Source organism: Lysobacter capsici (assembly GCF_014779555.2).
GTDB lineage: Bacteria > Pseudomonadota > Gammaproteobacteria > Xanthomonadales > Xanthomonadaceae > Lysobacter > Lysobacter capsici.
Genome location: NZ_CP094357.1, coordinates 6,141,973 through 6,163,637, shown reverse-complemented (window position 1 = coordinate 6,163,637; position 21,665 = coordinate 6,141,973). Strand labels below are relative to the sequence as shown.

Sequence of the window (21,665 nt, the reverse complement as noted above, 5' to 3'; positions counted from 1 at the left end):
GGCAGTGCGCCGGGTGCACTATGCGAGGAATGATTCATGAGCGTGCAGCGCATTGCTGCTGAATGTTGGAACCGGATCGAACCTTTCTGGTTGTGCGTGCTGCCGTGGACGTGCGAGGAGTTCGAGCGGCGTTGGGATATCGGGTCGTTCGACGAATGCGAAGAGGACGGATTGGGATTGCGCCGGGTCGCGGTACTGCGTATCGGAGGAACCATCTATCTGGTCGACGCCTATCCGAACGGTTCGCCTGGCGCCGAGCGAGTTCACTTGTCGGTGGCCGATACCTCGCACGATAGCCGTCGCGATTTCGATAACGCCTTGGCCCATCTTTGCCTGGATCAAAGCGAGCTGCTTGCGATCCAGCCCGAACTCGGCCCGGCGCGATGGTGGCTTTGGCGCGTGGACGATCACGGCAACGAATTCGAGATGGCCCGTTTCCAGAGCCGTGGCTACGCCGAGTGGGTCAGGACGAAGTACGCGGCCAAGGGCCACAAGCAGTTGTACTACGTACGCGACACCGCGATTGCGCCGGAGCGTGGTGTGCTGGGAGAGGCCGGTGGTTACGATCGCTGAATATCCGCATGCGAATCGTAGGCGAGGTCGCTCGCTTCGGCGCGAATCCAATCCGGCGGCGACAACGGCTCCATCCCATACGCCGCGCGCGCCTTGTCGCACTGCGGACTCGCCGTTCCGTCTTCCCACGCCGGTTTGAGTTCGCGGCACGGCGAGGGCCGTTGCGCATAGATGCCGCAGTGCGCATCGGCGCCGACTTCGCCACGCAGAGCGGTGCAGCGGATCGCGCCGGCATAGGTGCCGCGCATCGCGACGCGGTGCGGGTCGAGCGGCTGGGTGAGTTCGCTGGGCACCACGCCGTGCGGGTGCGCGTCGGTCTCGCTCCAGTGGAAGGCGACGCGGAAACGGGCGCAGCAGGCGCCGCAGCTCAGGCAGGGGTGGGCGGCAGACGACATGACGTCGGGTACGGGAAGGACAGGCGCGATTTTCTCATCGACCGCCATCGGCGGCGCAAGCACGATCCAGGCCCGGCGCCCGCGCGAAGAAGCAGGTCAGCGGGGTTGGCCGAATTCGGCGTCGAGGCCGAGCATCAACATCAGTCCGGCGGCCAGGGTCAGCAGCGCCGCGATCAAACCGATGCGGCGGATCAACACCGGGTGGGTCGCGAACCGCTCGCGCCCCGACAGCCATTGCGCGATCAGGCCGAGCGCAAACCCCGGCAGCGCCGACAGGGCGGCGCCGAACCACAACCGCACGAACCCGCTGGGCGCCGACAAGCTGGACCAGCCGATCGCCGCGCCGACGAGTTCGGCCAGCAGCACCGCCAGCACCAGCGGCCGTACCGGACGCAAATCCGACCAGGAATAGTGGAAACCCAGTTGCGTGTCGCGCATGCGAGCGGTGCGGAGACGGGCGATTCGGTCCGGACGATACCCGATGCGCGGCGTGGATCGGTATCGCGCGCGGCGCCGATCTACGCGCGATCGAGCCGCCGGCCGACGCGCATGCGCTCGCGATCGGCCGAGTGTGTGCCGCAATGTGTGTTCAACGAGATGACATGAGGGCGCGGCCGGATCCGTAGGGGCCGGCCACGCGCACGACGAATCAGGCCCCGTGGCACTTCTTGTATTTCTTGCCGCTGCCGCACGGGCACGGATCGTTGCGATCGGGGGTGTCTTCGCGGCGCAGCGGTTCGCGCGGGGTCAGCGCTTCGATGCGGTGGTGGTGCAGGTCGGCCAGCATGCCCGGCAGACCGGCGACGATTTCCAGGCGTTCGCGGTAGCTGATCGGGGTGCCCGGCGCTTCGGGGTCTTCACCCATCACTTCGCCGCTGGCGAGGCGGTCGAACAGGGTGAAGATCTCATCGATCCAGTCATTGTCGTCGAGCCATTGGTCCCAGGCCGCCTCGTTCAATTCGACCGCGCGGAAGAAGCCGAACGACCAGTCGCGGCCGACGTCGAGTTCGTCGGGCTGTTCGGTCTCGGGTTCCTCGGGCAGCCACAGCAGCGGCGCCAGGTGGTCGGGCAGGTCGTCGTCGCCGTAGCGGACCCGCGCGCTGACCATGTTCCAGTGGCCTTGCAGCAGGGCGTGGACCTCGGCGGCCTCAGCCTCGTCGTTCCAGCGCGGTTCCTTGCCGCCCCAGACCACGGGATGCCACTGCCCGGCCTCGGGCTGCGCGGGGCTGACCACCAGGGCCGACAGGAAGCCGTCCAGCGCCTCCAGGTTGAAGCCCTTGTGCGGCACGGCGCGCTGGTCGAGCAGGTCGGCCAGGCGTTCGATCTGGGCGTCGTCGAGGTAGGCGGGCGCTTTCATGGAGGGACTCGTGCGGCGAAGGGGGACGCGCATGGTAGTCGCAGCGGCGTGTCTGCGCCGAAAATACCCCATGACCGCCCGCCTGCCCCTGCCCGCCGCCTGTCCCTGCGATGCCACGCGCCGTTACGCCACCTGTTGCGGGCGGCTGCATGCCGGCACGGCCACGGCCGAGTCCGCCGAACAGCTGATGCGCTCGCGTTACAGCGCGTACGCGGTCGGCGATCTGGAGTATCTGCGCGCGAGCTGGCATGCGGACACCTGTCCGACCGATCTGGAGGTCGATCCGTCGGTGCGCTGGCTGGGATTGCAGGTCAAGCGCCACCGGCGCGAGGGCGAGGACGCGGCGGTGGTCGAATTCGTCGCGCGCTACCGGGTCGGCGGCGGCTCGGCGGTGCGGCTGCATGAGGTCAGCCGGTTCGTTCGGGTCGATGGGCGGTGGGTGTATGTGGATGGGGAGTTTCCGCGGGCTTAGTGCGTGGGTGGGGCTGGGGGCTGGCGGGATTTTTCCGCTTCCGCTTCCGCTTCGCGCTTCCCGCGAATCCCGAATCCCGAATCCCGAATCGAATCCCGCCATGCCCGAGTCTCGCCGCGGATCTGCCAACTCTCGGCGAGCCACGTCAATCGTCGCCCCCTTTGACAAAGGGGGCGGGCGCCCGGCGCAGGTGAGTTTGTGGCGCCGCCATGGCGCGGGGGATTTGCTTTTGCTCTTCGGCGTTTGAAAAGCAAAAGCAAATCCCCCCTAACCCCCCTTTTTCAAAGGGGGGAATGCTGACGCGGGCGGTGCGTGGACCGTCGCCATGGACGGTGGCCTTCGATGCGCGGCAGTCAACGCGATCGCCGGAACAAGTCGACCTCGGCGGCCAAATCGCAGCCGAAAAAAAAGGGCGCGGCAATAAGCCGCGCCCTGCTTGCCCGCCCACTCAGGCGGAGAGAGACGTTTACTTGACTTCGAACTCGGTGGTGTTGGCCACCGCGCCGTTCGCGCTGACTTCGACCTTGTACTTGCCGGCCGGCCACGGCGAGGCCTTGGTGAACTCGAAGTTGGTGGTTTCCGCGCCGGCGGTGTTGAGGGTCTGCTTCTTGTCCTCGACGGTCTGGCCGTCCTGGAACAGCAGCTTGGCCGAGACGTCCTGGTTGCTCGCGGCGCCGTCGGTCGCCACCGAGACGATGATCGTCTTGTCGGTCGGCTTGAAGCTGGTGGTCGGCGCGGCGATCTTCTTGTCGGCGCCCGCGGCGGTGCCCAGGGTCACCGAGGTCACGCTCAGCGCGGCCGGAGCCGGAGTGGCTTCAGGCGCCGGAGCGGGGGCCGGAGCGGGCGTTTCGACCGCCGGCGGCGGCGGAGCGGGTTCTTCCTTCTTCTTGCAGCCGGCCAGGGCGAGCGAGGCGACCAGGGCGGCGGCAATGGCGTAATGGGTGCGAGTGCGGATCAGCATGGTGGATCTCCTGACAAAGACAGTAGTTGTTGATGTTGAAACGCAATCGACGGGTCAGTCGTTGGCGGCCGGAATCTTGAGGACCTGGCCGGGCTGAATCTTGTCGGGATCGTCAAGCTGATCGCGGTTGGCTTCGAAAATCGCGTTCCACTTGCTCGACTTGCCATAGACCTGCTTGGCGATGTGCGAGAGCGTGTCGCCCTTCTCAACCGTGTAGGTCTGCTCGCCGACTTTCTCGGCCGTGGTGTCGACGTTGACCGAGACGTCCGAGAAATCGGCTTTCTCGACCTTCTGCGCGGTGGTGTCGACGTTGACGTTCACATCGGAAAAATCGGCTTTCTTATCCGGGGTAGTCATGGGTTGAGGGCTCCTGCCGAAGTGGCGAAGCGGAACATGACATGACGCTTGTTAAAAAGACATAGCGTCCGCGTGAACGCCCATAACGAAACTGAATGAGCGGATTCCACCTGGGTTTTTGCCGGTGACGCGGTGGCACAGGCCCTGTGTAGGCGATGTGCGCACCGGTCTATTGGCGCTCGTCGCGGCCGGCGCGCGGCGGGCTCAGGCCGGGGCTGCCGCGCCACGGATTGATGTCCAGCCCGCCACGCCGGGTGTAGCGCGCTTCCACCGACAGCCACTGCGGCCCGGTGCGCTGGCTCAGGTCGGCATGGATGCGTTCGACGCACTGCTCGTGGAACTCGGCGTGGTCGCGGAACGAGATGAGATAGCGCAGCAGCGCGGCGCGGTCGAGCTTCGGCCCGCGGTAGGCGAGGGTGACGCGCGCCCAGTCGGGCTGGCCGGTGACCGGGCAGTTGGACTTGAGCAGGGCGCTGCTCAGGCGCTCCTCGACGATCGTGTCGGACTCGATCGCCAGGTGCTCGGCCTTGGGCGGGCCGTAGTCGTCGATCGCGACGTCGAGCTCGTCGATCGATTCGCTGGGCTCGTCGGCGCCGATCGCCGGCAGGCCGGCGGCGACCTGGACCGCCGCGCCGGCCGCGGCCGACAGGTCGCGCGCGATCGTCGTCAGTACCGCGGCCTCGTCGTCGAAGGCGGTTGCGTTGAAGGAGTTGAGGTAGAGCTTGAGCGACTTGGACTCGATCAGGTGCGGCGAGGTCGCCGGCACCGACACGGTCGCGGTGCCCACGCGCGGCTTGCCGCGGCGGTCGAGCCAGCTCAGTTCGTAGGCGTGCCAGCGGTCGTAGCCGACGAACGGCAGGGCGTCGTCGCGCAGGCCCAGGTGGGCGCGGCCGAGCGCGCGTTCGATCGGGAACAGCAGCGAGGCGTCGTACTCGCGCGGGTAGTCGACGTGGCGGCCGAGGGGGAGGTCGTGGGAAGTCATTCGGCGATTTTAGCGGCTTGGCTGGCCGGGGGCGCGAACCGACGGATGCGGGGGCGGGCGTTGCGATGGCGCCGTCGGGTTTGGGGGCGTCGTTGTCGATGGGGCGTGGTCGCGGCTTGCGCCGCTCCTACAGGTGGCTGTCGCATCGCGCGGCGATCGTGGTCGATATGTCCGATCGTGGCGATGGCTGGCTTCACGCTGTAGGAGCGGCGCGAGCCGCGACCGCGCGAGCGCAGTTGCGTCGTGGTCGCGAGGTCGCGGTCGCGGCTTGCGCCGCTCCTACAGGTAGCTGCCGTGCCGCGCGGCGGCGGCTGTGCCGTCGTCGCGAGGTCGCCGTCGCGGTTCAAGCCGCTAGCGCAACAACCCCATCGCTCATCCGGCGTTCGGTGCGTTGAGATAATCCAGCGTCACCTGCAGCATCGCGCGCAGGCCGATATCCAGCGAACTCTCGTCGAGCTTGAACTTCGGCGAATGGTTGCTCGGCGCGGTCGAGGGGTCCACGCCCGCTTCGGTCGAACCGACGAAGAAGAACATCGCCGGCACTTCCTTGGCGTAGTACGAGAAATCCTCCGCGCCCATCACCAGCGGCATTTCGATCACGTTCTTGTCGCCGGCCACGGCCTTGAGGCTGGGCAGCATGCGCGCGGTCAGCGCCGGGTCGTTGTAGGTGACCGGGTTGCCGTCCTGGTCGGGCACCTGCGCTTCGGCGTGGGCGCCGTGCGCGGCGCTGACGTGGTCGGCGACGTTCTTGAGGTCTTTGAAGATCGCCTGGCGCATGCCTTCGTCGAAGGTGCGGATGGTGCCGGTCATTTCGACGTCGTCGGGAATGATGTTGTAGCGGATGCCGCCCTTGATCGAGCCGAAGGTCACCACCGCCGGCAGCTTGGCGATGTTGGTGCGGCGGCTGATGATGGTCTGCGCGGTGCCGACCACGTCGGCGGCGGCGACGATCGGGTCGATCCCGCCCCACGGGGTGGAGCCGTGGGTCTGGCGGCCCTTGATCTTGATGCTGAAGCGGTCGGACGCGGCCATCAGCGGCCCGCCGCGCACGCCGAGCTGGCCGGCGGGCAGGGTCGAGAACACGTGCAGGCCGAACATGGCCTCGGGCTTGAAGTCCTTGAACAGGCCGTCCTTGAGCATCAGCGAGGCGCCGCCTTCCTCGTTGGCGGGCGCGCCTTCCTCGGCCGGCTGGAACACCAGCATCACCTGGCCGGGGAGGTCTTTCTTCATCGCCACCAGCGCATCGGCGATGCCCAGCAGGATGCCGGTGTGGGCGTCGTGGCCGCAGGCGTGCATGACCCCGACGGTCTCGCCGCGGAAGGTCGCGGTGGCCTTGGACGCGAACGGCAGATCGACCTGCTCGGTCACCGGCAGCGCGTCCATGTCGGCGCGCAGCGCGATCTTCGGGCCGGGCTTGCCGCCTTCGATGATCGCGACCACGCCGTGGCGGGCGATCCCGGTCAGCGGCTTGAGGCCGAGCTTGCGCAGGTGCTCGGCGACCTTGGCCGAGGTGCGTTCCTCGCGGTTGGACAGTTCCGGATGCTGATGGAAGTCGCGGCGCCAGGCGATCACGTCGGCCTTGACCTTGGCCGCGGCGGCGGCGACCTCGGGACGTTCGCCCGATTGCGCGGCGGCGGCCAGCGGCAGGGCGGCGAGGACGCCGAGACTCAGGGCGCAACGCAACGCGACGGACAGCGGACGCTTCATCGACGGAACTCCGGGCGGGAAAGGTTCGATGCTAGCCGATGGGGGGCGGTGGGGATGCGCGACGTTGGTCGGTTGGGGACGGGAATCGGGAGTCGGGAGTCGGGAGTCGGGAGTCGGGAAAAGCGGTTCGGCGCTCGGGGCTCGCTACTAGGCTCAAGCCGTTGCGACGTTTGGACGATTTCCACGCAACCATCTACCGTCATTCCCGCGAAGGCGGGAATCCAGAGACTTCAGCGACATCCTTCCAGAACGTCATTCCCGCGAAGCAGGAATCCAGACTTCAGCGTCATCTTTTCAGAAAGTCATTCCCGCGAAAGCGGGAATCCAGAGACTTCAGCGACATTTGTCCAGAACGTCATTCCCGCGAAAGCGGGAATTCAGTGACTTCAAGCGTTCTCGCCCGAAAGGCGCTGGATTCCCGCCTTCGCGGGAATGACGGTAGGTGGGTTGCGTGGATGTTTGAAGTAGGCGTGAGAATGTTCGAAAGACCTAGACCTAGACCTAGACCTAGACCTAGACCTAGACCTAGACCCAACCCCAAAACCCAGACTCAGACTCAGACTAGCCACAGCACAGCCCAACCCCAGCCGCGCATCCACCGCCTCAGCGCAAATCGCACCGCCCTACAACTCAACCACCCCCGCCACCGGCCGCAACGCCGAGCCGAAGCCCATCGCCGCATACGCCTGATCGGTGTAGCGCTGACGTCGGGTCGGCCACCCCAATCGCCAGCGCAGTTGCAAGACCGCCACCGGCACCCAGATCACCGCATCGACCAGCGCGACCACCCACAGGCCTTCATCGAGCAGCCACGACCACGACGGTTGGCCGGACGACAACGCTGCATCCAATCCGATGATGGCCGCGACGAGCACGATCGCAGCCACCGACATCCCTACGGTCCAGTAAAGCGCCGTGCGCAGCATGCGCGGGGTGTAGCCGACTGGCGCGATGTCCACCAGGGCCAGCCAGCGGAAGATGCTGTGGCAAACGTAGCGGCGAGCGTTCTGGCGGTTATCCAGCGCGAGGACTACCCCGTCGTCGCCGATTCCATCGGCGTCGGGTCGCCGCCCGGTGTAGCGCTGCGCGATTATTTCCACGCGGTCGTCTTCGCTCAGCGGCGGCGGCGCGTATTCGTCTTCCGACATCGGTGCGTAGAACGCCAGACGCAGGCGATCGAGGCGGAAGCGATAGACCGCGAACTGGGTCAGGACGCCGCGGCCGGGGCTGCGGATGGATTCGATCGTGCGCTCCAGTTCGCGCACCTGCCCGCTCAGTCGCAGCGGCGCGGATGCGACGGCGGCGGACGGCGAAGTCGCATCGTCCGCCTCGCCGTTCATGGTGCGCGTGGCGCGTCCCGGCGCGGATTCGTCCATGCCTCAAGGCCCGTGCAGATAATCCAGCGCGACCTGCAGCATGGTCTTGGTGCCGACTTCGAGCGCGCCTTCGTCGAGCATGAAGTTCGGCGAATGGTTGATCGGCGCCTTCGCCGGGTCGGTGCCCTGCGCGGTCGAGCCGACGAAGAAATAAAACCCCGGCACGGTGTTGGCGAACTGGGAGAAATCCTCGGCCACGGTCACCAGTCCCGATTCCCTGACCTTGTCCTGCCCGGCCGCGCGCTGCAGCGACGGCAGCACGCGCCGGGTCAGCGCCGGGTCGTTGACCGTGGCCGGCGCGTTGTTGACCACCTGCAACTCGGCCGTGGCGCCGGCCGCGTGCGCGTAGTCCTGCGCGGTGCGGCGCAGGCGCGCGATCACGTCCTCGCGCACGTCGGCGTCGAAGGTGCGCAAAGTGCCGACCAGCTTGGCTTCGTCGGGAATGATGTTGAAGCGCACGCCGCTGTTGAACTGGCCGGCGGTCAGCACCACCGGAGTCGCGGCGATATTGATCTGGCGCGCGATCAGGCTCTGGCTGGCGAGCAGGATCTGCGCGCCGACGGTGATCGGGTCGACCCCGTCCCACGGCCGCGAACCGTGGGTCTGCTTGCCGCGCACGGTCAGGCTCCATTCGTCGGCGCTGGCCAGCATCGGGCCGCTGCGGTAGCCGACTTCGCCGACCTGCAATCCGGCCCACACGTGCAGGCCGAACACGGCCTCGGGTTTGAAGTCCTTGAACACGCCTTCGTCGAGCATCAGCTTGGCGCCGAACGGCGCGCCCGCGACCGGCGGGCCTTCCTCGGCCGGCTGGAATACGAACATCACCTCGCCCGGCAGCTGATCCTTCTGCGCGACCAGCGCGGTCGCCACGCCGAGCAGGATCGCCACGTGCGCGTCGTGGCCGCAGGCGTGCATCACCCCGACCGGCTGGCCGCGGTAATCGGCGGTGACCTTGGACGCGAACGGCAGCCCGGCCGGTTCGGTCACCGGCAGCGCGTCCATGTCGGCGCGGATCGCGATCTTCGGCCCGGGCTTGCCGCCCTTGAGCACCGCGACCACGCCGGTATGGGCGATGCCGGTGCGCGGTTGCAGGCCGAGCTTGCGCAATTGGTCGGCGATCAGTTTCGCGGTGCGGACTTCCTGCTGGCCCAGCTCGGGGTGCTGGTGGATGTCGCGGCGCCAACCCACGACCTGACCGTTGACCGCATGCGCGGCCTCGGCGATCCGCGCCGGGTCGGCCGGAGCGGCCTGCGCCTGGGCGGACGACGCCGACGCGACCGACAGGGCCAGCGCCAACAACGAGATCGACGCGCGATCGGACCAGGGCATCGCAAACTCCGCAGCAGTGAGGGTCTTTGATCCTAAAAGGTATCCGCGCGCGGCGATACGCGGGCGAGCGGCGTATTCGCGCAACGCGGTGTTCCGGTCGCGCGCGCGGCATCGGTTATCGGCGCGGTCCGGCGGGGTTGTCCGGACTCGCATCGAGCGCGCCCGCATGCGTGAGCCCAATCACATCGGCGGCGTGTTCGCGCGGGCATGCTGGCGCGGCCGTTCCGGCACCGGCCAGGGAGACAGGTCCATGCGCATCACTCGGCACACTGCGTGCTTCGTCGCCGCCTTCGTATTCGCGGCGGGATTTTCTTCGGTGGCGTCCGCGCAGCCCGATCCGGACTGCATCGCGTGCGTGACCGACTATGAGCAATGCGTGTTGCAGCCCGATGCCGTCGCGGTGCTATGCCAGAAACGCTACGAGCGGTGCATGCGCCTCCATCATTGCTCGGTGCTGGGCGACTGACCGCCTGGGCGTGGCCGATCGCGTCGCGCCCGAAGGGAACCGCGCACCCGATCGGCGCGAGGTTTGCCCAGGCGTGAACCCAGTCACATAGCGGCGCAACCGCCACGGGCATGCTGGCGCGGCCGTTCCGGCACCGACCAAGGAGACAGGTCAATGCGTATCACCCGCCACAAGACGTTGTTCGCCGCTGCATTCGTGTTCGCCACCGCATTCGCCTCGACGGCTTCGGCCTCGTTCGATTGGCGCTGCGATTCCTGCATGGGCACCTACGACTACTGCGTCAGTCAGCCCGATGCCTCGATCGACGCCTGCGTGACCGAGTACAACATCTGCGCCGGTCGCTACAACTGCCCGTACATGCCCATCTGATGCCGATCTAATCGGCCTCGCCCGCCATCGACGTGCGCGTCGATGGCGGTTTGCTGTCGCCATCCGCATCGTCATCGACCATCCGCGTCGTGGCGATTCGTGCGCAGCGTCAGCCCCGCCCATCCGGCACAGACCAAGGAGAAAGGTCGTTATGCGCATTTCCCAGCACAAGACGTTGTTGGCCGCGATGTTCGTGTTCGCCGCGGGTTTCGCTTCGGCGTCGTCGGCGCAGTTCAATCCCCGCTGCGACGGGTGCATGAATACCTATGACTATTGCATGTCGAAGCCCGATGCGGAGCAGTGGCTCTGCGTGCATCAGTACAACATCTGCGCCGACCGCGCGGGCTGCTTGCTGATGCCGGAGATCTGACCTGCGTCCGCGTTGTTTCCCGCTGCCGACCAAGGAGAAGGTTCGTATGCGTTCCATTCGCCACAAGACCCTGTTCGCCGCCGCGTTCGTATTCGCCGCCGGCTTCGCGTCCACCGCTTCGGCGGGCAGCTGTATCGAATGCATGGATATCTATAATGCCTGCATGACCGCCACCGGCGGCGACTACGGCGTCTGCGCGCATCAGCACAACCTGTGCGCCGCGCCGCAGAACTGCCCGTTGATGCCGGAAATCATCATCGACTGAGCATCGCGACGGCGGGTGCGCACGAGCGTACCCGTCGGAAGGGCCTTTGCGCTGGGCGAACGCCTCGGCCTGAAGGCCCCTCCATTGCGGCGGCCAAGTCCGCCATCGCCGCGGGAGCGAAGCCGTTGTAGGGGGCTTCGGGTGCTGGCGGTGTCGGCGATGCGACATAAGTGGTGAAGTGACGCACGCGCTTTCGCTGTTCCCCCCTTTGAAAAAGGGGGGCAGGGGGGATTTGCTTTTTGCGCCAAGATCGCCGCGTCGGATCGAAAAGCGAATCCCCCGCGCTACGCCTGCGATCTTGCTTCGTGCCTACGCGGGGCGCTCGCCCCCTTTTCCAAAGTGGGCTATGTAATTGCGCGTGCGATCTTCATGCTGCGACGACAACGACAACGACAACGACAACGACAACGACAACGACAACTACAACTACAACTACAACTACAACTACAACTACGATTACGACGGTGCCGGCGCTGTTGGCCGTGCGGCATCAGTGGTGAAGTGACGCACGCGCTTTTGCTTTTCCCCCTTTGCAAAAGGGGGGCAGGGGGGATTTGCTTTTACTTCCAGATCCCGGTGTCCTACCCCCCAAAAACAACGGGCCGCGACACAAAGCGCTACGGCCCATCGCACAACCATCAACGCCCGATCAACGCCATCCCGACCGCCGTGTAGCGATCGCCCGCGACCGCTTCCGGCGCGAACAATGTATCCAGTTGCGCGCGCTCGGCCGCCGACAGCGACACCTGCAACGCGCCGACGTTGTCTTCCAGATACTTGCGGCGCTTGGTGCCCGGAATCGGCACCAAGTATTCGCCGCGCGCCAACACCCAGGCCAAGGCCAACTGCGCCGGCGTACAGCCCTTATCGGCCGCGATCGCCTTGACCTGCTGCGCCAGCGCCAGGTTGTGGGCGAAGTTGTCGCCCTGGAAGCGCGGCGTGGTCAGACGGAAATCGTCGCTCTGCAACTGATCGGCGCTGGTGATGTTGCCGGTCAGAAAGCCGCGGCCCAGCGGGCTGTACGGGACGAAGCCGATGCCCAGGCGTTCGCATACCTCGAACACGCCGTTGCGCTCGGGGTCGCGGGTCCATAGCGAGTATTCGCTCTGCACCGCGGTGATCGGATGCACCGCGTGCGCGCGCTCCAGGGTTTCCGCCGACGGTTCGGACAGGCCGAGATAGCGCACCTTGCCCTGCCGCACCAGTTCGGCCATCGCGCCGACGGTCTCCTCGATCGGCACCGAGGCGTCGATGCGGTGCTGGTAGTACAGGTCGACGTGGTCGGTGCCCAGGCGCTTGAGGCTGCCTTCGATCGAGCTGCGCACGTAATCGGGCTGGCCGCTGACGCCGCGCGCCTGCGGCCGTGCCGGATCGAACACGATGCCGAACTTCGTCGCCAGGAACACCTGCTCGCGCCGGCCCTTCAAGGCGCGGCCCAGCAATTCCTCGTTGGTATGCGGGCCGTAGATGTCGGCGGTGTCGAGGAAGCTCACGCCCAGTTCCAGCGCGCGGTCGAGGGTGGCCAGCGATTCGGTTTCGTCGGCGGCGCCGTAGGCGAAGCTCATGCCCATGCAGCCCAGGCCCAGGGCGGACACGGTGGGGCCGTTGCGGCCGAGGCGGCGGGTCGGAAGAGTGGTCATGGTGGGGCTCCTGATCGGAAGGGACGGGGCGCGGTGGGGGAATGGCGGCGCGCCCGGTAAAGGCGTGGATGCACTTTAGGCCGATCTGATTGCGCGAAAAACCAGCGTTATCCGAATGGCTCTTGAAGATTTGCTTCATAATCGGGGCTCGATTATCGCTTCGGGAGCCATCGTGGCCGCCCATCCTCTGCCCGCCGTCCTGGCCTTCGCCCGGGTCGCCCACTTCGGCAGCTTCACCCGCGCCGCGGCCGAGCTGGAGGTGTCGCCGTCGGCGCTGTCGCAGACCGTCCGCGCTTTGGAGAGCAAGCTCGGGGTGCGCCTGCTCAACCGCACCACCCGCCAGGTCGGCCTGACCGAGCACGGCGCGCGCTTCCTCGAACAGATCGGGCCGGGGCTGGCGCAGATCGAGGCCGCGTTCGACGACCTCGACGCGGTGCGACACCGCCCGACCGGGCGGCTGCGTATCAATGTCGGACGCACCGCGGCGAAGATTCTGATCGAGCCGCGGCTGCCGGCGTTCCTGGCGCGCTATCCGGAGCTGGAAGTCGAGCTGTTCGCCGACGACACGCTGGCCGACCTGGTCGCCGGCGGTTTCGACGCCGGCATCCGCCTGGGCGAATGCCTGGCGCGCGACATGATCGCGTTGCCGGTCGGCGGCCTGCAGCGGCAGGTGATCGTGGCCACGCCGGAGTACTTCGAGCGTCATTCGGCGCCGCGCACGCCGCAGGAGCTGGTCGGCCACGACTGCATCCGTCTGCGCCTGCCGGGCAGCCGGCGCCTGTACCCGTGGGAGTTCAGCCGCGACGGCCGCGACTTCGAAGTCGACGTGCAGGGCCGGCTGATCTGCAACGACGGCATGATGATCCTGAGCGCCGCGCGCGCCGGATTGGGACTGGCGCAGCTGTTCGAACCGATCGCGCGCGAGGATCTGCGGGCCGGGCGCCTGGTCGAGGCGCTGGCGGATTATCAGCCGCCGTTTCCGGGGTTCTACATCTACTACCCGGCGCGCAAGCAATTGCCGACGAAGCTGCGGGTGTTCGTGGATTTCATGCGCGAGGGGATGTGAAGTTGCGAGTGTTGCGATGAGTGTCTTCGCTGGCGACATCGCATGCCGTCCCACAGAGAGATCGCAACCACAATTCCCGGTTGAGTGCTTTTCTCCCCTTTGGAAAAGGGGGGCAGGGGGGATTCGCTTTTACTCCCAAGCCGACGCGGTAACTTTCTGGCGCACGCAACTTCGGTCATCGCAGCGAAGCGCTTGCGGTCAAGAGCAAATCCCCCCCCAACCCCCCTTTTTCAAAGGGGGGAAATGCGCATGCGGGGGGCAGGGGGAGTGCGCGCTTCTCCGCGTTGCAATGAAAGCTGCACGCGGTGATCGCTATCACGCGCACCAGCCCCCGCTTTGCTGCACCTCACCTCGCCTTTCCTCCTCCGCCATGCGAGGCTGCGCCCGACCCGCCGGGAAGCCGCCATGACCGCCGTCGATCCGCCCGTTCCGACCTCTCCCGCCGATCCGTCGGCGCCGAGCGCGCAGCAATCCGGCGCAACCGCGACCGCATCCTCGATCGACGGGCGCACAGACGACGGCCACGCAGGCGATCACCGCGCGCACAGCGGCCCCACAGGCAGAACCGACCCAGCGCCCGCCACCCTGCAAGGCGAAGCCGCCCTGGTGCGCGCGCTCGGGCCGTTCCAGCTGGGCGCTTCGATCATCAACATCATCGTCGGCGCCGGCATCTTCATGCTGCCGGCGCTGCTGATGGGACGCATGGGCGCGAGCGCGCCGCTGGTGTTCGTGGCCGGCGCGATCGCGATCATCCCGATCGCGCTGTGCTTCTCGGCCATCGGCAGCCGCGCCAGCGCGACCGGCGGGCCCTACACCTTCGTCGGCGTCGCGTTCGGGCCGTTCGCCGGTTTCCTCACCGGCGCGTTGATGTGGATCTGCAACACCTCCTCCAGCGCCGGCGTCGCCGCGGCGCTGGCCGAACAGGCCGGCAATGCCTGGACGCTGTTCCGCGATCCATTGCCGCGCGGACTGTTCATCGCCGCGGTGTATGTCGCGCTGTTCGCGCTCAACGCGTTCGGGGTGAAGCTCGGCGCGCGCATGATCGTGCTGCTGGCGACGTTGAAGCTCACGCCGTTGTTCCTGCTCGCCAGCGCCGGCCTGTTCTTCGTCGACTGGAATCATGTCGGCTGGACCGAGCTGCCGTCGTGGAGCGCGCTGGGTTCGTCGATGGTGCTGGTGGTGTTCGCCTATTCGGGCATGGAAACCGCGCTGGTGCCGACCGGCGAAGTGCGCGATCCGGCCCGGCACGTGCCGCGCGCGACCTTGTCGGCGATCGTGGTCGTGGTGCTGCTGTACATCGGCATCCAGGTCGCCTGCCAGGGCCTGCTCGGCGCGCGCCTGGCCGACAGCACCGCGCCGGTGGCCGACGCGGCCGGCACGATCTGGTCGCCGGCGCATGGGCTGCTGCTGATCACCGCCGGTGTGTCGATGACCGGTTTCCTGATGGGCAACCTGTTCTCGTCTTCGCGTCTGTTGTTCGCGCTGGGTCGCGACGGCTATCTGCCGCGCGCGTTCGGCCGGGTCGATGCGCGCTACCACGTGCCGCGGGTGGGTCTGCTCGCGCATGCGGGCATCGCCCTGGTGCTGGCCTTGATCGGCAATTTCGAAACCCTGGCGCTGATTTCCGGCGGCGCGATCTGCCTGCTGTTCGCGGCGGTATCGATCGCGGCCTGGCGCGCGCAGGCGCGCGACCTGCGCGGCGCGGGCGAACCGTTCCGCATGCCCGGCGGCAGTTGGCCGATGCCGTTGCTCGCGGTGCTGACCATGGCGGCGATCCTGGCGACGATGACGGCGCGGCAGTGGGGCGCGATCGTGGCGTCGTTGGTCGCGCTGGTGGCGGTGTATGGGTTGCTGGCGTTGCGGCGGCGCGGGGTGGTGGCCGGGTAATCGGAGGCGCGCATCGGCATCGAGGTCGCGACGTGTGTGTGGTGTCGCGGTCGCGGCTTGCGCCGCTCCTACAGGTAGCTACCGTGACCGTCGACTGCCCCTGTAGGAGCGGCGCGAGCCGCGACCGCGACCTCACAACCACGACGCTCGCCGGATGTCACGAACGTCGCTCGCGAACCGCGATCGTTCAAACGGCCGACACGCATCCCGACACTGCTCGCGAACGATCGGCGTGGCGAAGCTTGCGCCAATCGCCGACGAATCCCGAGACGGTTTCAGGAACCGAACGTGTTCTTCACCCGATCCGACATGATCGTGTAGGCGATCCAGACCCCACCGTAGAACAACGCACTCACCATGGCGCCGCCGAATCGGTACGAGTATTCGGGTGCGATACCGGCGGTCTGGCGCGCCAGCACGAATACCACGACGCCCGCCAGGGCACCCAGCGCCAACCAGGCGATGAACACCCGCGGAAACCATCGCGACTTCATGAAGAACAGCGCGATGGCGACGATGTTCAGCGCGATCAACAGGCCATCGGCGGCCATGCGTACGCGCAAGGGCGCGCGCAGCGCGTCGCCCGGGTCCAGCGCGGCCAGTTGGCTGGATGTGAGGCCCATTGTGCCCAGCAAGCTCAGCAGCGCCCAGAACATCACGATGGCCACCACGATCAGCCAACCGCCGAGCCCCTTCGGCCCGGAATTGCGCTCGCTGCGCGAGGTCGAGAACTCCAGCGGTCCGTCGCCCAGCTCCAGGGCGCCGCGCGGCGCGGGTTCCGGCCGGCGGTACGGATCTTCTTCGATGTTCATGCGGATTCCATGGATCGCGCCTGCGCCGGTTTCCCCCTGAACCCGGTCGCGACAACGATCCGCGCACGATAGCGAACTAAGCGCCGCATCACATCCCGCCGACGCACGCGGCGCAGTATTCCGGCGTAATGGGACAGCCCAACCGACACGCGCGCGCTTGATCCTTGACCGCTCGCTGTTGCCTACTAACGCCTGCAACCCGCCGGAGCCGCGTGCCTCGATCCATGGCCAGCACCTCCGCCACCAGCTCTTCGCCGTCCGCCGCTGACGCCGCGCCGCCCGCGAGCGCGCCGTCGGCCGCCACGGGCCCGGCGCCGCCGACCGACGCTTCGCCGCCCGCCGGTCCACCCGCCGCGCCCGCGCCGATGTCGCGCTGGCGCATCGCCGGGTTCGTCTCGATCTCGCTGCTGCTCGGCCTGACCCAGAGCCTGGGCATGAACCTGGTCGCGTCCAACCTGCAGCAGGTGCAGGGCGCGCTCGGCGCGACCAGCGCCGAGGCGACCTGGCTGCTGACCGCCTACTTCGCCACCAACATCCCGGCCAGCCTGCTGCTGACCAAGTTCCGTCTGCACTACGGCCTGCGCCTGTTCGCCGACCTGGGCATTGGCCTGTTCGTGGTCGCCGCGGTGGTGCATCTGCTCGCCAACGACCTGGACTCGGCGATCGCCGCGCGCGCCGCGCTCGGCATCGCCGCGGCGCCGCTGAGTTCGCTGACCGTGCTGTACATGGCCGAGGTGTTCGCCGGGCCGAAGAAAGTGATCGGCCTGATGTTCGGCTTCGCCGCGTTGCAGACCGGCGCGCCGATCTCGCGGATCATCGCCGAGAGCCTGCTGCTCAACGCGCAGTGGCACGGCATCGTGATGTTCGAACTGGGCCTGGCGCTGGCCTGCCTGGCCGCGATCAACCTGCTGCGGGTCACCCCGGTGCCGCGCCAGAACATGTTCGACCGCTGGGACATCGCCAGTTTCCCGCTGTACGCCAGCGCGATCGCGCTGGTCTGCGTGGTGCTGACCCAGGGCCGCCTGCGCTGGTGGCTGGACACGCCGTGGCTGGGCCAATGCCTGGTGGTGGCGGTGATCTGCGCCGGCGCGTTCGTGGTGATCGAGATGAACCGCTCCAGGCCGATGGTCAACATCCGCTGGCTGCTGCACGGCGGCTACATGGTGCGGCTGGGGCTGGCGATCGTGTTGTCGCGCATGGTGCTGTCGGAGCAATCGGTCGGCGCGGTCGGCCTGCTCAACGTGCTCGGCCTGCTCAACGACCAGATGCACACCCTGTTCTGGCTGGTGTTGATCGGCACGGTCGGCGGCTTCGTGGTGACCCTGCCGTTTCTGCCCAAGCAGCGCTTCGACATGCTCGGGCTGATCGCGGTGGCGATCGTCGGGGTGTGCGCCTACATCGATTCGCATGCGACCAACCTGACCCGGCCGGCGAATTTCTACATCACCCAGACCCTGATCGCGATGGCCGCATCGATGTTCCTGGCCAGTTCGATCCTGCTCGCGCTGGTGCGGGTGGTCGCCGACGGCGTGCGCAACCTGGTTACCTTCATCGTCTTGTTCAGCACCACCAACGCGCTCGGCGGCCTGCTCGGCTCGGCCGTGCTCGGCACCTACCTCGCCCGGCAACAGACCGCGCATTACCAGCACCTGATGAACCAGCTCAGCCTCGGCGATCCGCAGGTGGTGCTGCGCACCCAGCAGCTCGGCGGCGCGGTCGCGCGGGTGGTCGGCGATCCGGCCGCGCGCGGCAATCAGGCGCTGACCTCGCTGAGCCAGCAGGTCACCCGCGAGTCGTGGGTGCTGGCCTACAACGACGTGTTCCTGGCGGTGGCGTGGCTGGCCGCGCTGGTGCTGGTGTGGGCCATGCTGATGCGCTGGCAGCTGTGGCGGCGCGGCCACACCGTGGTGAGTTTCGCCTCGCAAGTGCCCGGCCCGTTCGGCCCGCCCGCCGCCGCGCCCGCGCCCGCCGATCCACCCGACGACGCGCCCACCACGGCCGTTGCGATCCAATCCCCGCCAGCGGCTCCCGCCCGCCCCTGATCCGAAGGACGCCCCATGCCTTTGAAGACGCCCTTCAAGTCCAAAGCCACCATCCCCGCGATCGTGATCGCGATCGTCGGCGTGCTGCTGATCCTGTACGCGTGGCGGCTGTGGCCGTTCTCCAGCGCGCGCCAGACCACCGAGAACGCCTACGTGCGCGGCAGCGTCACCGTGGTCGCGCCTAAGGTCGACGGCTACGTCGCCCAGGTGCGGGTACAGGACTACATGCGGGTCAAGGCCGGGCAGGTGCTGGTCGAACTCGACGATCGCAACTACCGCCAGCGGGTCGATCAGGCGCGCGCCAATCTGGCCGCGCAGCAGGCGAATCTGTCCAACTCGACCCAGGCCCGGCGCGTACGCGAAGCCGCGGTCGCCAACGTCGAGGCCCAGCTCGCCGCCGCGCAGGCCAACCTCGCCCGCGCCCAGGCCGACATGCGCCGCGCCAGCGCGCTGGTCGGCGACGGCTCGCTGTCCTTGCGCGAACGCGACCAGACCCTCGCCGCGTTGCGTCAGGCCGAGGCCGGCCTGGGTCAGGCGCAGGCCGCGCGGCGTTCGGCCGATGAAGATGTGCGTTCGGTGATCGTCAACCGCGACGCGTTGACCGCCGCGGTCGCCAACGCCGAAGCCGCGTTGCGGCTGGCCGAAATCGATCTGGCCAATACCCGCATCCATGCGCCGCAGGACGGCCAGCTCGGCGAGATCGGCGTGCGCCTGGGCCAGTACGTCACCCCCGGCACCCAGTTGATGCAGCTGGTGCCGTCGCGGGTGTGGGTGGTGGCGAACTTCAAGGAATCGCAGACCGCGCGGATCAAGCCTGGACAGGCCGCCTCGTTTCGGGTCGATGCGCTCGATGGCGCGGTGTTGCATGGGCATGTCGAACGCCTGTCGCCGGCGACGGGGTCGGAATTCAGCGTGATCAAGACCGACAACGCCACCGGCAATTTCACCAAGGTCGCGCAGCGGTTGCCGGTGCGGATCGCGATCGACGCCGATCAGGAGCTGGCCGCGCGCCTGCGCCCGGGCATGTCGGTGGAAGCCACGGTCGATACCGCGAGCGCGATCGACGAAGACGCGGTGCGTCGCGACGAACAGGCCGCGGCGGCGAATGCGGCGCGCGATGCGGGTGGTGCGGCGAATGCGGCGCCCGTGAATGCATCGACTGAACAAAGCGCGGGCTCGAACCCGGGTTCGGCGCCGGATGCAAGCACTGCTGCGCCGGCGAACAATGCGCGCAACGAACCCTCGCACGCTCCGGCTTCGCAACCGACCACGTCGCCTGCACCGTCTGCGCAAGCGTCGCCCACGCCGCCGTCCAACGCGACGGACCCGGCGCGATGAGCCTGCGCCTGCCGATGCCGCGCGTTGCGATCCCCCGCATGGCCAGCACACGATACGGCGCGTTGCCGATCGCTTCGCTGCGCATCGCCGCGCTCGCGTTGGCGGTCAGCGCGCTCGCCGCCTGCGTCACCGTCGCGCCGCCGCCGAGCACGGTCGAACCGCCGCCGGCCTGGCGCGACGCACCCGGCGCCGGCATCGCGGTGCAGCGCGACTGGTGGCGCGGTTACAACGATCCGGTGCTGAGCCAGTTGGTCGACACCGCGCTGGCCGGCAACACCGACCTGCGCCTGGCCGCCGCGCGCGTCGCCGAGGCGCGCGCGCTGCTCGACGCGCAGGGCGCGGCGCAATGGCCGACGCTTGATCTGACCGCGAGCGCGCAACGCTCGCGCAGCGTCAGCGCCGCGACCGGTCGCGCCAACATCTCCGACGTCAGCCAGCCGCAGTTCCAGGCCGCTTATGAAGTCGACCTGTGGGGTCGGCTCGACGCATTGACCGACGCCGCGCGCGCCAACCTGCTGGCCAGCCAGACCGGCGCCGACAGCGTGCGGCTCAGCGTCGCCGCCGCGGTCGCGTCGGCCTATCTGGGGCTGCGTGCGAGCGATGCGCGCTTGGAGGTCGCGCAACGCACGCTGGTGTCGCGCGAAGGCGCGCTCAAGGTCGCCCAGCGCCGCTTCGACACCGGTTACAGCTCGCGCCTGGAACTGGCCCAGGCGCAGGCCGAATACCGCGCCACCGCGCAGGTCGTGCCGCAGCTGCGGTTGGCGATCCGGCGCCAGGAGGACGCCTTGTCGGTGCTGCTCGGCCGCGCGCCCGAGGCGGTGCCGCGCGGGCGCGCGCTGGACGAAATCGCCGCACCCGCGCTGCCCGCAGCCGGCGTGCCCTCGCAACTGCTGCGCCGACGTCCCGACATCGCCCAAGCCGAGGCGCAGATCGCCGCGGCCGACAGCAGCCTGGACGCGGCGCGCGCGCAACTGTTGCCGTCGTTGCGATTGACCGGATCGCTCGGCAGCCTCGATTCCAGCCTGCTGCGCGGCGATCCGATCCGCTTGTGGAGCGTCGGCGGCAGCGTGCTCGCGCCGCTGTTCAATCACGGCCGCCTGCGCGCGCAGGTCCAGGCCGGCGCCGCGCGCCGCGACCAGGCCGTGCTGGGTTATCAGAAGACCGTGCTGACCGCGTTCGCCGAAGTCGAGGACGCGCTGGCCGCGATCGCGCAACTGCGCGAACAGCGCGAGCAGGCGCAGCAGCAGCGGCAAGCGCTGAGCGAGGCGCTGCGGATCGCCCACAACCGTTACAACGAAGGCTACGCTTCGTACCTGGAAGAACTCGATGCGCAGCGCAACCTGTTCAACGCCGAACTCACCGTGCTGCAACTGCAGGGCGATGCGCTGACCGCCGAGGTGAATCTGTACAAGGCGCTGGGCGGCGGCTGGGAGGCCGCGGCGGAGCGTTGAAACTTCGCCGCGACGCTGACACCGGTTTGGACATCGCTTGCGGGAGGTGGGTGGTGTTGATTGGGTGGTTCGTGGTTCTTTTTCGCTGCGTTATTGAATTGCGATTGTTCGGATCGGACACCCGAAATTGCATTCAGCGCGTGGCCCGGGAATAGCACGGGCTTCGCCGCCCTGCGCCGTTACGACGACGCGGCTTGCGATGTGGTTGTTTTCCCGCGGTCGCGGCTTGCGCCGCTCCTACAGGTAGGCCATATAGATTCGGCTCGGGTGTGAAGTGGCGCAGTTCATCCAGCGCTGCGAAGCTCGGAGCTCGCGAGAACAAGAGCACACCCGTAGGGCGGCGCACATGGATGTGCGCCGTGCGCCACCGAGACAGGATGTCTCGTGTGGCGCATGCCTGCGTCTGCACCGCACGCGCGGGCTCTTGATTCACAACAAAGCATTTTTCTT

At 67.8% G+C, this 21,665-nt stretch carries 24 protein-coding genes; 12 read left to right on the top strand and 12 right to left on the bottom strand.

Translation table 11 applies throughout. The features are described 5' to 3' along the window. The first annotated feature begins 36 nt into the window (after nt 1-36). The gene (locus IEQ11_RS25590; protein ID WP_228464797.1) at nt 37-573 is read left to right on the top strand and encodes a hypothetical protein; all 537 of its coding nucleotides are present in this window, start codon (nt 37-39) and stop codon (nt 571-573) included. Here the strand turns inward: IEQ11_RS25590 and IEQ11_RS25585 are convergent. The 3 genes from IEQ11_RS25585 to IEQ11_RS25575 all read right to left on the bottom strand — a co-directional run bounded on the left by IEQ11_RS25585 (nt 561) and on the right by IEQ11_RS25575 (nt 2,325). Continuing rightward, nucleotides 561-968, bottom strand: a complete 408-nt coding sequence (locus IEQ11_RS25585; RefSeq protein WP_191822602.1) for a YkgJ family cysteine cluster protein — start codon at nt 966-968, stop codon at nt 561-563. The two genes, IEQ11_RS25590 and IEQ11_RS25585, sit on opposite strands and share 13 nt — an antisense overlap. 96 nt (nt 969-1,064) lie before the next feature. Further along, nucleotides 1,065-1,406 carry a hypothetical protein gene (locus IEQ11_RS25580; protein ID WP_191822601.1) on the bottom strand — a complete coding sequence of 114 codons (342 nt, stop codon included), beginning with the start codon at nt 1,404-1,406 and terminating at the stop codon, nt 1,065-1,067. Nucleotides 1,407-1,617: 211 nt separating this feature from the next. Further along, nucleotides 1,618-2,325 carry a UPF0149 family protein gene (locus tag IEQ11_RS25575; protein ID WP_191822600.1) on the bottom strand — a complete coding sequence of 236 codons (708 nt, stop codon included), beginning with the start codon at nt 2,323-2,325 and terminating at the stop codon, nt 1,618-1,620. Between the two features lie 70 nt (nt 2,326-2,395). Here IEQ11_RS25575 and IEQ11_RS25570 point away from each other — a divergent pair, with 70 nt between their 5' ends. After that, complete coding sequence (locus IEQ11_RS25570; RefSeq protein WP_191822599.1) at nt 2,396-2,797, top strand: YchJ family protein; 402 nt, start codon at nt 2,396-2,398, stop codon at nt 2,795-2,797. A gap of 466 nt (nt 2,798-3,263) precedes the next feature. Here the strand turns inward: IEQ11_RS25570 and IEQ11_RS25565 are convergent, their stop codons facing one another. From IEQ11_RS25565 to IEQ11_RS25540, 6 genes are all read right to left on the bottom strand, one after another. Continuing rightward, nucleotides 3,264-3,758, bottom strand: coding sequence for a hypothetical protein (locus IEQ11_RS25565; RefSeq protein WP_046658529.1), 495 nt, complete (start codon nt 3,756-3,758; stop codon nt 3,264-3,266). A gap of 54 nt (nt 3,759-3,812) precedes the next feature. Further along, on the bottom strand, nt 3,813-4,115 hold the full coding sequence (locus IEQ11_RS25560) for a LysM peptidoglycan-binding domain-containing protein (RefSeq protein ID WP_096417911.1): 303 nt from the start codon (nt 4,113-4,115) through the stop codon (nt 3,813-3,815). Nucleotides 4,116-4,284: 169 nt separating this feature from the next. Continuing rightward, complete coding sequence (queF, locus tag IEQ11_RS25555; protein ID WP_191822598.1) at nt 4,285-5,097, bottom strand: NADPH-dependent 7-cyano-7-deazaguanine reductase QueF; 813 nt, start codon at nt 5,095-5,097, stop codon at nt 4,285-4,287. 372 nt (nt 5,098-5,469) lie between these two features. Beyond that, the gene (locus IEQ11_RS25550) at nt 5,470-6,804 is read right to left on the bottom strand and encodes a M20 family metallopeptidase (RefSeq protein WP_191822597.1); all 1,335 of its coding nucleotides are present in this window, start codon (nt 6,802-6,804) and stop codon (nt 5,470-5,472) included. A 623-nt stretch (nt 6,805-7,427) separates the two neighbouring features. Next, nucleotides 7,428-8,180, bottom strand: a complete 753-nt coding sequence (locus tag IEQ11_RS25545) for a hypothetical protein (protein WP_191822596.1) — start codon at nt 8,178-8,180, stop codon at nt 7,428-7,430. 3 nt (nt 8,181-8,183) lie between these two features. After that, complete coding sequence (locus IEQ11_RS25540) at nt 8,184-9,509, bottom strand: M20 family metallopeptidase (RefSeq protein ID WP_191822595.1); 1,326 nt, start codon at nt 9,507-9,509, stop codon at nt 8,184-8,186. Between the two features lie 166 nt (nt 9,510-9,675). On the opposite strand from IEQ11_RS25540, the gene IEQ11_RS25535 reads away from it, so the two are divergent. From IEQ11_RS25535 to IEQ11_RS25515, 5 genes are all read left to right on the top strand, one after another. Then, nucleotides 9,676-9,975, top strand: a complete 300-nt coding sequence (locus IEQ11_RS25535; RefSeq protein ID WP_191822594.1) for a hypothetical protein — start codon at nt 9,676-9,678, stop codon at nt 9,973-9,975. Nucleotides 9,976-10,128: 153 nt separating this feature from the next. After that, a complete protein-coding gene (locus IEQ11_RS25530; protein ID WP_046658523.1) occupies nt 10,129-10,344 on the top strand; it encodes a hypothetical protein in 216 nt (71 codons plus the stop codon). A gap of 151 nt (nt 10,345-10,495) precedes the next feature. Further along, a complete protein-coding gene (locus tag IEQ11_RS25525) occupies nt 10,496-10,714 on the top strand; it encodes a hypothetical protein (protein ID WP_046658522.1) in 219 nt (72 codons plus the stop codon). Nucleotides 10,715-10,760: 46 nt separating this feature from the next. Further along, entirely contained in the window at nt 10,761-10,979 is a 219-nt protein-coding gene (locus IEQ11_RS25520; RefSeq protein WP_036114276.1) for a hypothetical protein, read from the top strand. Between the two features lie 358 nt (nt 10,980-11,337). After that, a complete protein-coding gene (locus tag IEQ11_RS25515; protein ID WP_191822593.1) occupies nt 11,338-11,484 on the top strand; it encodes a hypothetical protein in 147 nt (48 codons plus the stop codon). Between the two features lie 133 nt (nt 11,485-11,617). Here IEQ11_RS25515 and IEQ11_RS25510 read toward each other — a convergent pair whose 3' ends face one another. After that, the gene (locus tag IEQ11_RS25510) at nt 11,618-12,619 is read right to left on the bottom strand and encodes an aldo/keto reductase (RefSeq protein WP_191822592.1); all 1,002 of its coding nucleotides are present in this window, start codon (nt 12,617-12,619) and stop codon (nt 11,618-11,620) included. A gap of 169 nt (nt 12,620-12,788) precedes the next feature. On the opposite strand from IEQ11_RS25510, the gene IEQ11_RS25505 reads away from it, so the two are divergent. Further along, a complete protein-coding gene (locus tag IEQ11_RS25505; RefSeq protein ID WP_051547859.1) occupies nt 12,789-13,685 on the top strand; it encodes a LysR family transcriptional regulator in 897 nt (298 codons plus the stop codon). 405 nt (nt 13,686-14,090) lie between these two features. After that, a complete protein-coding gene (locus IEQ11_RS25500) occupies nt 14,091-15,572 on the top strand; it encodes an APC family permease (RefSeq protein WP_191822590.1) in 1,482 nt (493 codons plus the stop codon). 275 nt (nt 15,573-15,847) lie between these two features. Here the strand turns inward: IEQ11_RS25500 and IEQ11_RS25495 are convergent, their stop codons facing one another. Together IEQ11_RS25495 and IEQ11_RS25490 are read right to left on the bottom strand one after the other, a co-directional pair. Next, nucleotides 15,848-16,384, bottom strand: a complete 537-nt coding sequence (locus IEQ11_RS25495; protein ID WP_191822589.1) for a DUF2569 domain-containing protein — start codon at nt 16,382-16,384, stop codon at nt 15,848-15,850. A gap of 88 nt (nt 16,385-16,472) precedes the next feature. Beyond that, a complete protein-coding gene (locus IEQ11_RS25490) occupies nt 16,473-16,766 on the bottom strand; it encodes a hypothetical protein (RefSeq protein ID WP_191822588.1) in 294 nt (97 codons plus the stop codon). On the opposite strand from IEQ11_RS25490, the gene IEQ11_RS25485 reads away from it, so the two are divergent. From IEQ11_RS25485 to IEQ11_RS25475, 3 genes are read left to right on the top strand one after another with little or no spacing between them, the layout of a single operon-like run. Then, the gene (locus IEQ11_RS25485) at nt 16,750-18,426 is read left to right on the top strand and encodes an efflux MFS transporter permease (RefSeq protein ID WP_082648828.1); all 1,677 of its coding nucleotides are present in this window, start codon (nt 16,750-16,752) and stop codon (nt 18,424-18,426) included. The two genes, IEQ11_RS25490 and IEQ11_RS25485, sit on opposite strands and share 17 nt — an antisense overlap. A gap of 15 nt (nt 18,427-18,441) precedes the next feature. After that, entirely contained in the window at nt 18,442-19,764 is a 1,323-nt protein-coding gene (locus IEQ11_RS25480) for an HlyD family secretion protein (RefSeq protein WP_191822587.1), read from the top strand. A gap of 38 nt (nt 19,765-19,802) precedes the next feature. Continuing rightward, nucleotides 19,803-21,215: an efflux transporter outer membrane subunit gene (locus IEQ11_RS25475; protein ID WP_191822586.1), complete on the top strand. Its 1,413-nt coding sequence runs from the start codon at nt 19,803-19,805 to the stop codon at nt 21,213-21,215. Nucleotides 21,216-21,665 lie beyond the last annotated feature (450 nt).

Excerpts from the sequence above, each read along its gene's own strand:
- IEQ11_RS25485 (WP_082648828.1), top strand. The coding sequence starts at position 16,750 with ATGTCGCGCTGGCGCATCGCCGGGTTCGTCTCGATCTCGCTGCTGCTC.
- IEQ11_RS25480 (WP_191822587.1), top strand. The coding sequence starts at position 18,442 with ATGCCTTTGAAGACGCCCTTCAAGTCCAAAGCCACCATCCCCGCGATC.
- IEQ11_RS25495 (WP_191822589.1), bottom strand. The coding sequence starts at position 16,384 with ATGAACATCGAAGAAGATCCGTACCGCCGGCCGGAACCCGCGCCGCGC.
- queF (WP_191822598.1), bottom strand. The coding sequence starts at position 5,097 with ATGACTTCCCACGACCTCCCCCTCGGCCGCCACGTCGACTACCCGCGC.
- IEQ11_RS25510 (WP_191822592.1), bottom strand. The coding sequence starts at position 12,619 with ATGACCACTCTTCCGACCCGCCGCCTCGGCCGCAACGGCCCCACCGTG.
- IEQ11_RS25520 (WP_036114276.1), top strand. The coding sequence starts at position 10,761 with ATGCGTTCCATTCGCCACAAGACCCTGTTCGCCGCCGCGTTCGTATTC.
- IEQ11_RS25550 (WP_191822597.1), bottom strand. The coding sequence starts at position 6,804 with ATGAAGCGTCCGCTGTCCGTCGCGTTGCGTTGCGCCCTGAGTCTCGGC.
- IEQ11_RS25570 (WP_191822599.1), top strand. The coding sequence starts at position 2,396 with ATGACCGCCCGCCTGCCCCTGCCCGCCGCCTGTCCCTGCGATGCCACG.
- IEQ11_RS25580 (WP_191822601.1), bottom strand. The coding sequence starts at position 1,406 with ATGCGCGACACGCAACTGGGTTTCCACTATTCCTGGTCGGATTTGCGT.
- IEQ11_RS25490 (WP_191822588.1), bottom strand. The coding sequence starts at position 16,766 with ATGCGCCAGCGCGACATCGGCGCGGGCGCGGCGGGTGGACCGGCGGGC.
- IEQ11_RS25540 (WP_191822595.1), bottom strand. The coding sequence starts at position 9,509 with ATGCCCTGGTCCGATCGCGCGTCGATCTCGTTGTTGGCGCTGGCCCTG.
- IEQ11_RS25500 (WP_191822590.1), top strand. The coding sequence starts at position 14,091 with ATGACCGCCGTCGATCCGCCCGTTCCGACCTCTCCCGCCGATCCGTCG.
- IEQ11_RS25565 (WP_046658529.1), bottom strand. The coding sequence starts at position 3,758 with ATGCTGATCCGCACTCGCACCCATTACGCCATTGCCGCCGCCCTGGTC.
- IEQ11_RS25475 (WP_191822586.1), top strand. The coding sequence starts at position 19,803 with ATGGCCAGCACACGATACGGCGCGTTGCCGATCGCTTCGCTGCGCATC.
- IEQ11_RS25535 (WP_191822594.1), top strand. The coding sequence starts at position 9,676 with ATGCGTGAGCCCAATCACATCGGCGGCGTGTTCGCGCGGGCATGCTGG.
- IEQ11_RS25590 (WP_228464797.1), top strand. The coding sequence starts at position 37 with ATGAGCGTGCAGCGCATTGCTGCTGAATGTTGGAACCGGATCGAACCT.
- IEQ11_RS25585 (WP_191822602.1), bottom strand. The coding sequence starts at position 968 with ATGTCGTCTGCCGCCCACCCCTGCCTGAGCTGCGGCGCCTGCTGCGCC.
- IEQ11_RS25525 (WP_046658522.1), top strand. The coding sequence starts at position 10,496 with ATGCGCATTTCCCAGCACAAGACGTTGTTGGCCGCGATGTTCGTGTTC.
- IEQ11_RS25530 (WP_046658523.1), top strand. The coding sequence starts at position 10,129 with ATGCGTATCACCCGCCACAAGACGTTGTTCGCCGCTGCATTCGTGTTC.
- IEQ11_RS25575 (WP_191822600.1), bottom strand. The coding sequence starts at position 2,325 with ATGAAAGCGCCCGCCTACCTCGACGACGCCCAGATCGAACGCCTGGCC.
- IEQ11_RS25560 (WP_096417911.1), bottom strand. The coding sequence starts at position 4,115 with ATGACTACCCCGGATAAGAAAGCCGATTTTTCCGATGTGAACGTCAAC.
- IEQ11_RS25545 (WP_191822596.1), bottom strand. The coding sequence starts at position 8,180 with ATGGACGAATCCGCGCCGGGACGCGCCACGCGCACCATGAACGGCGAG.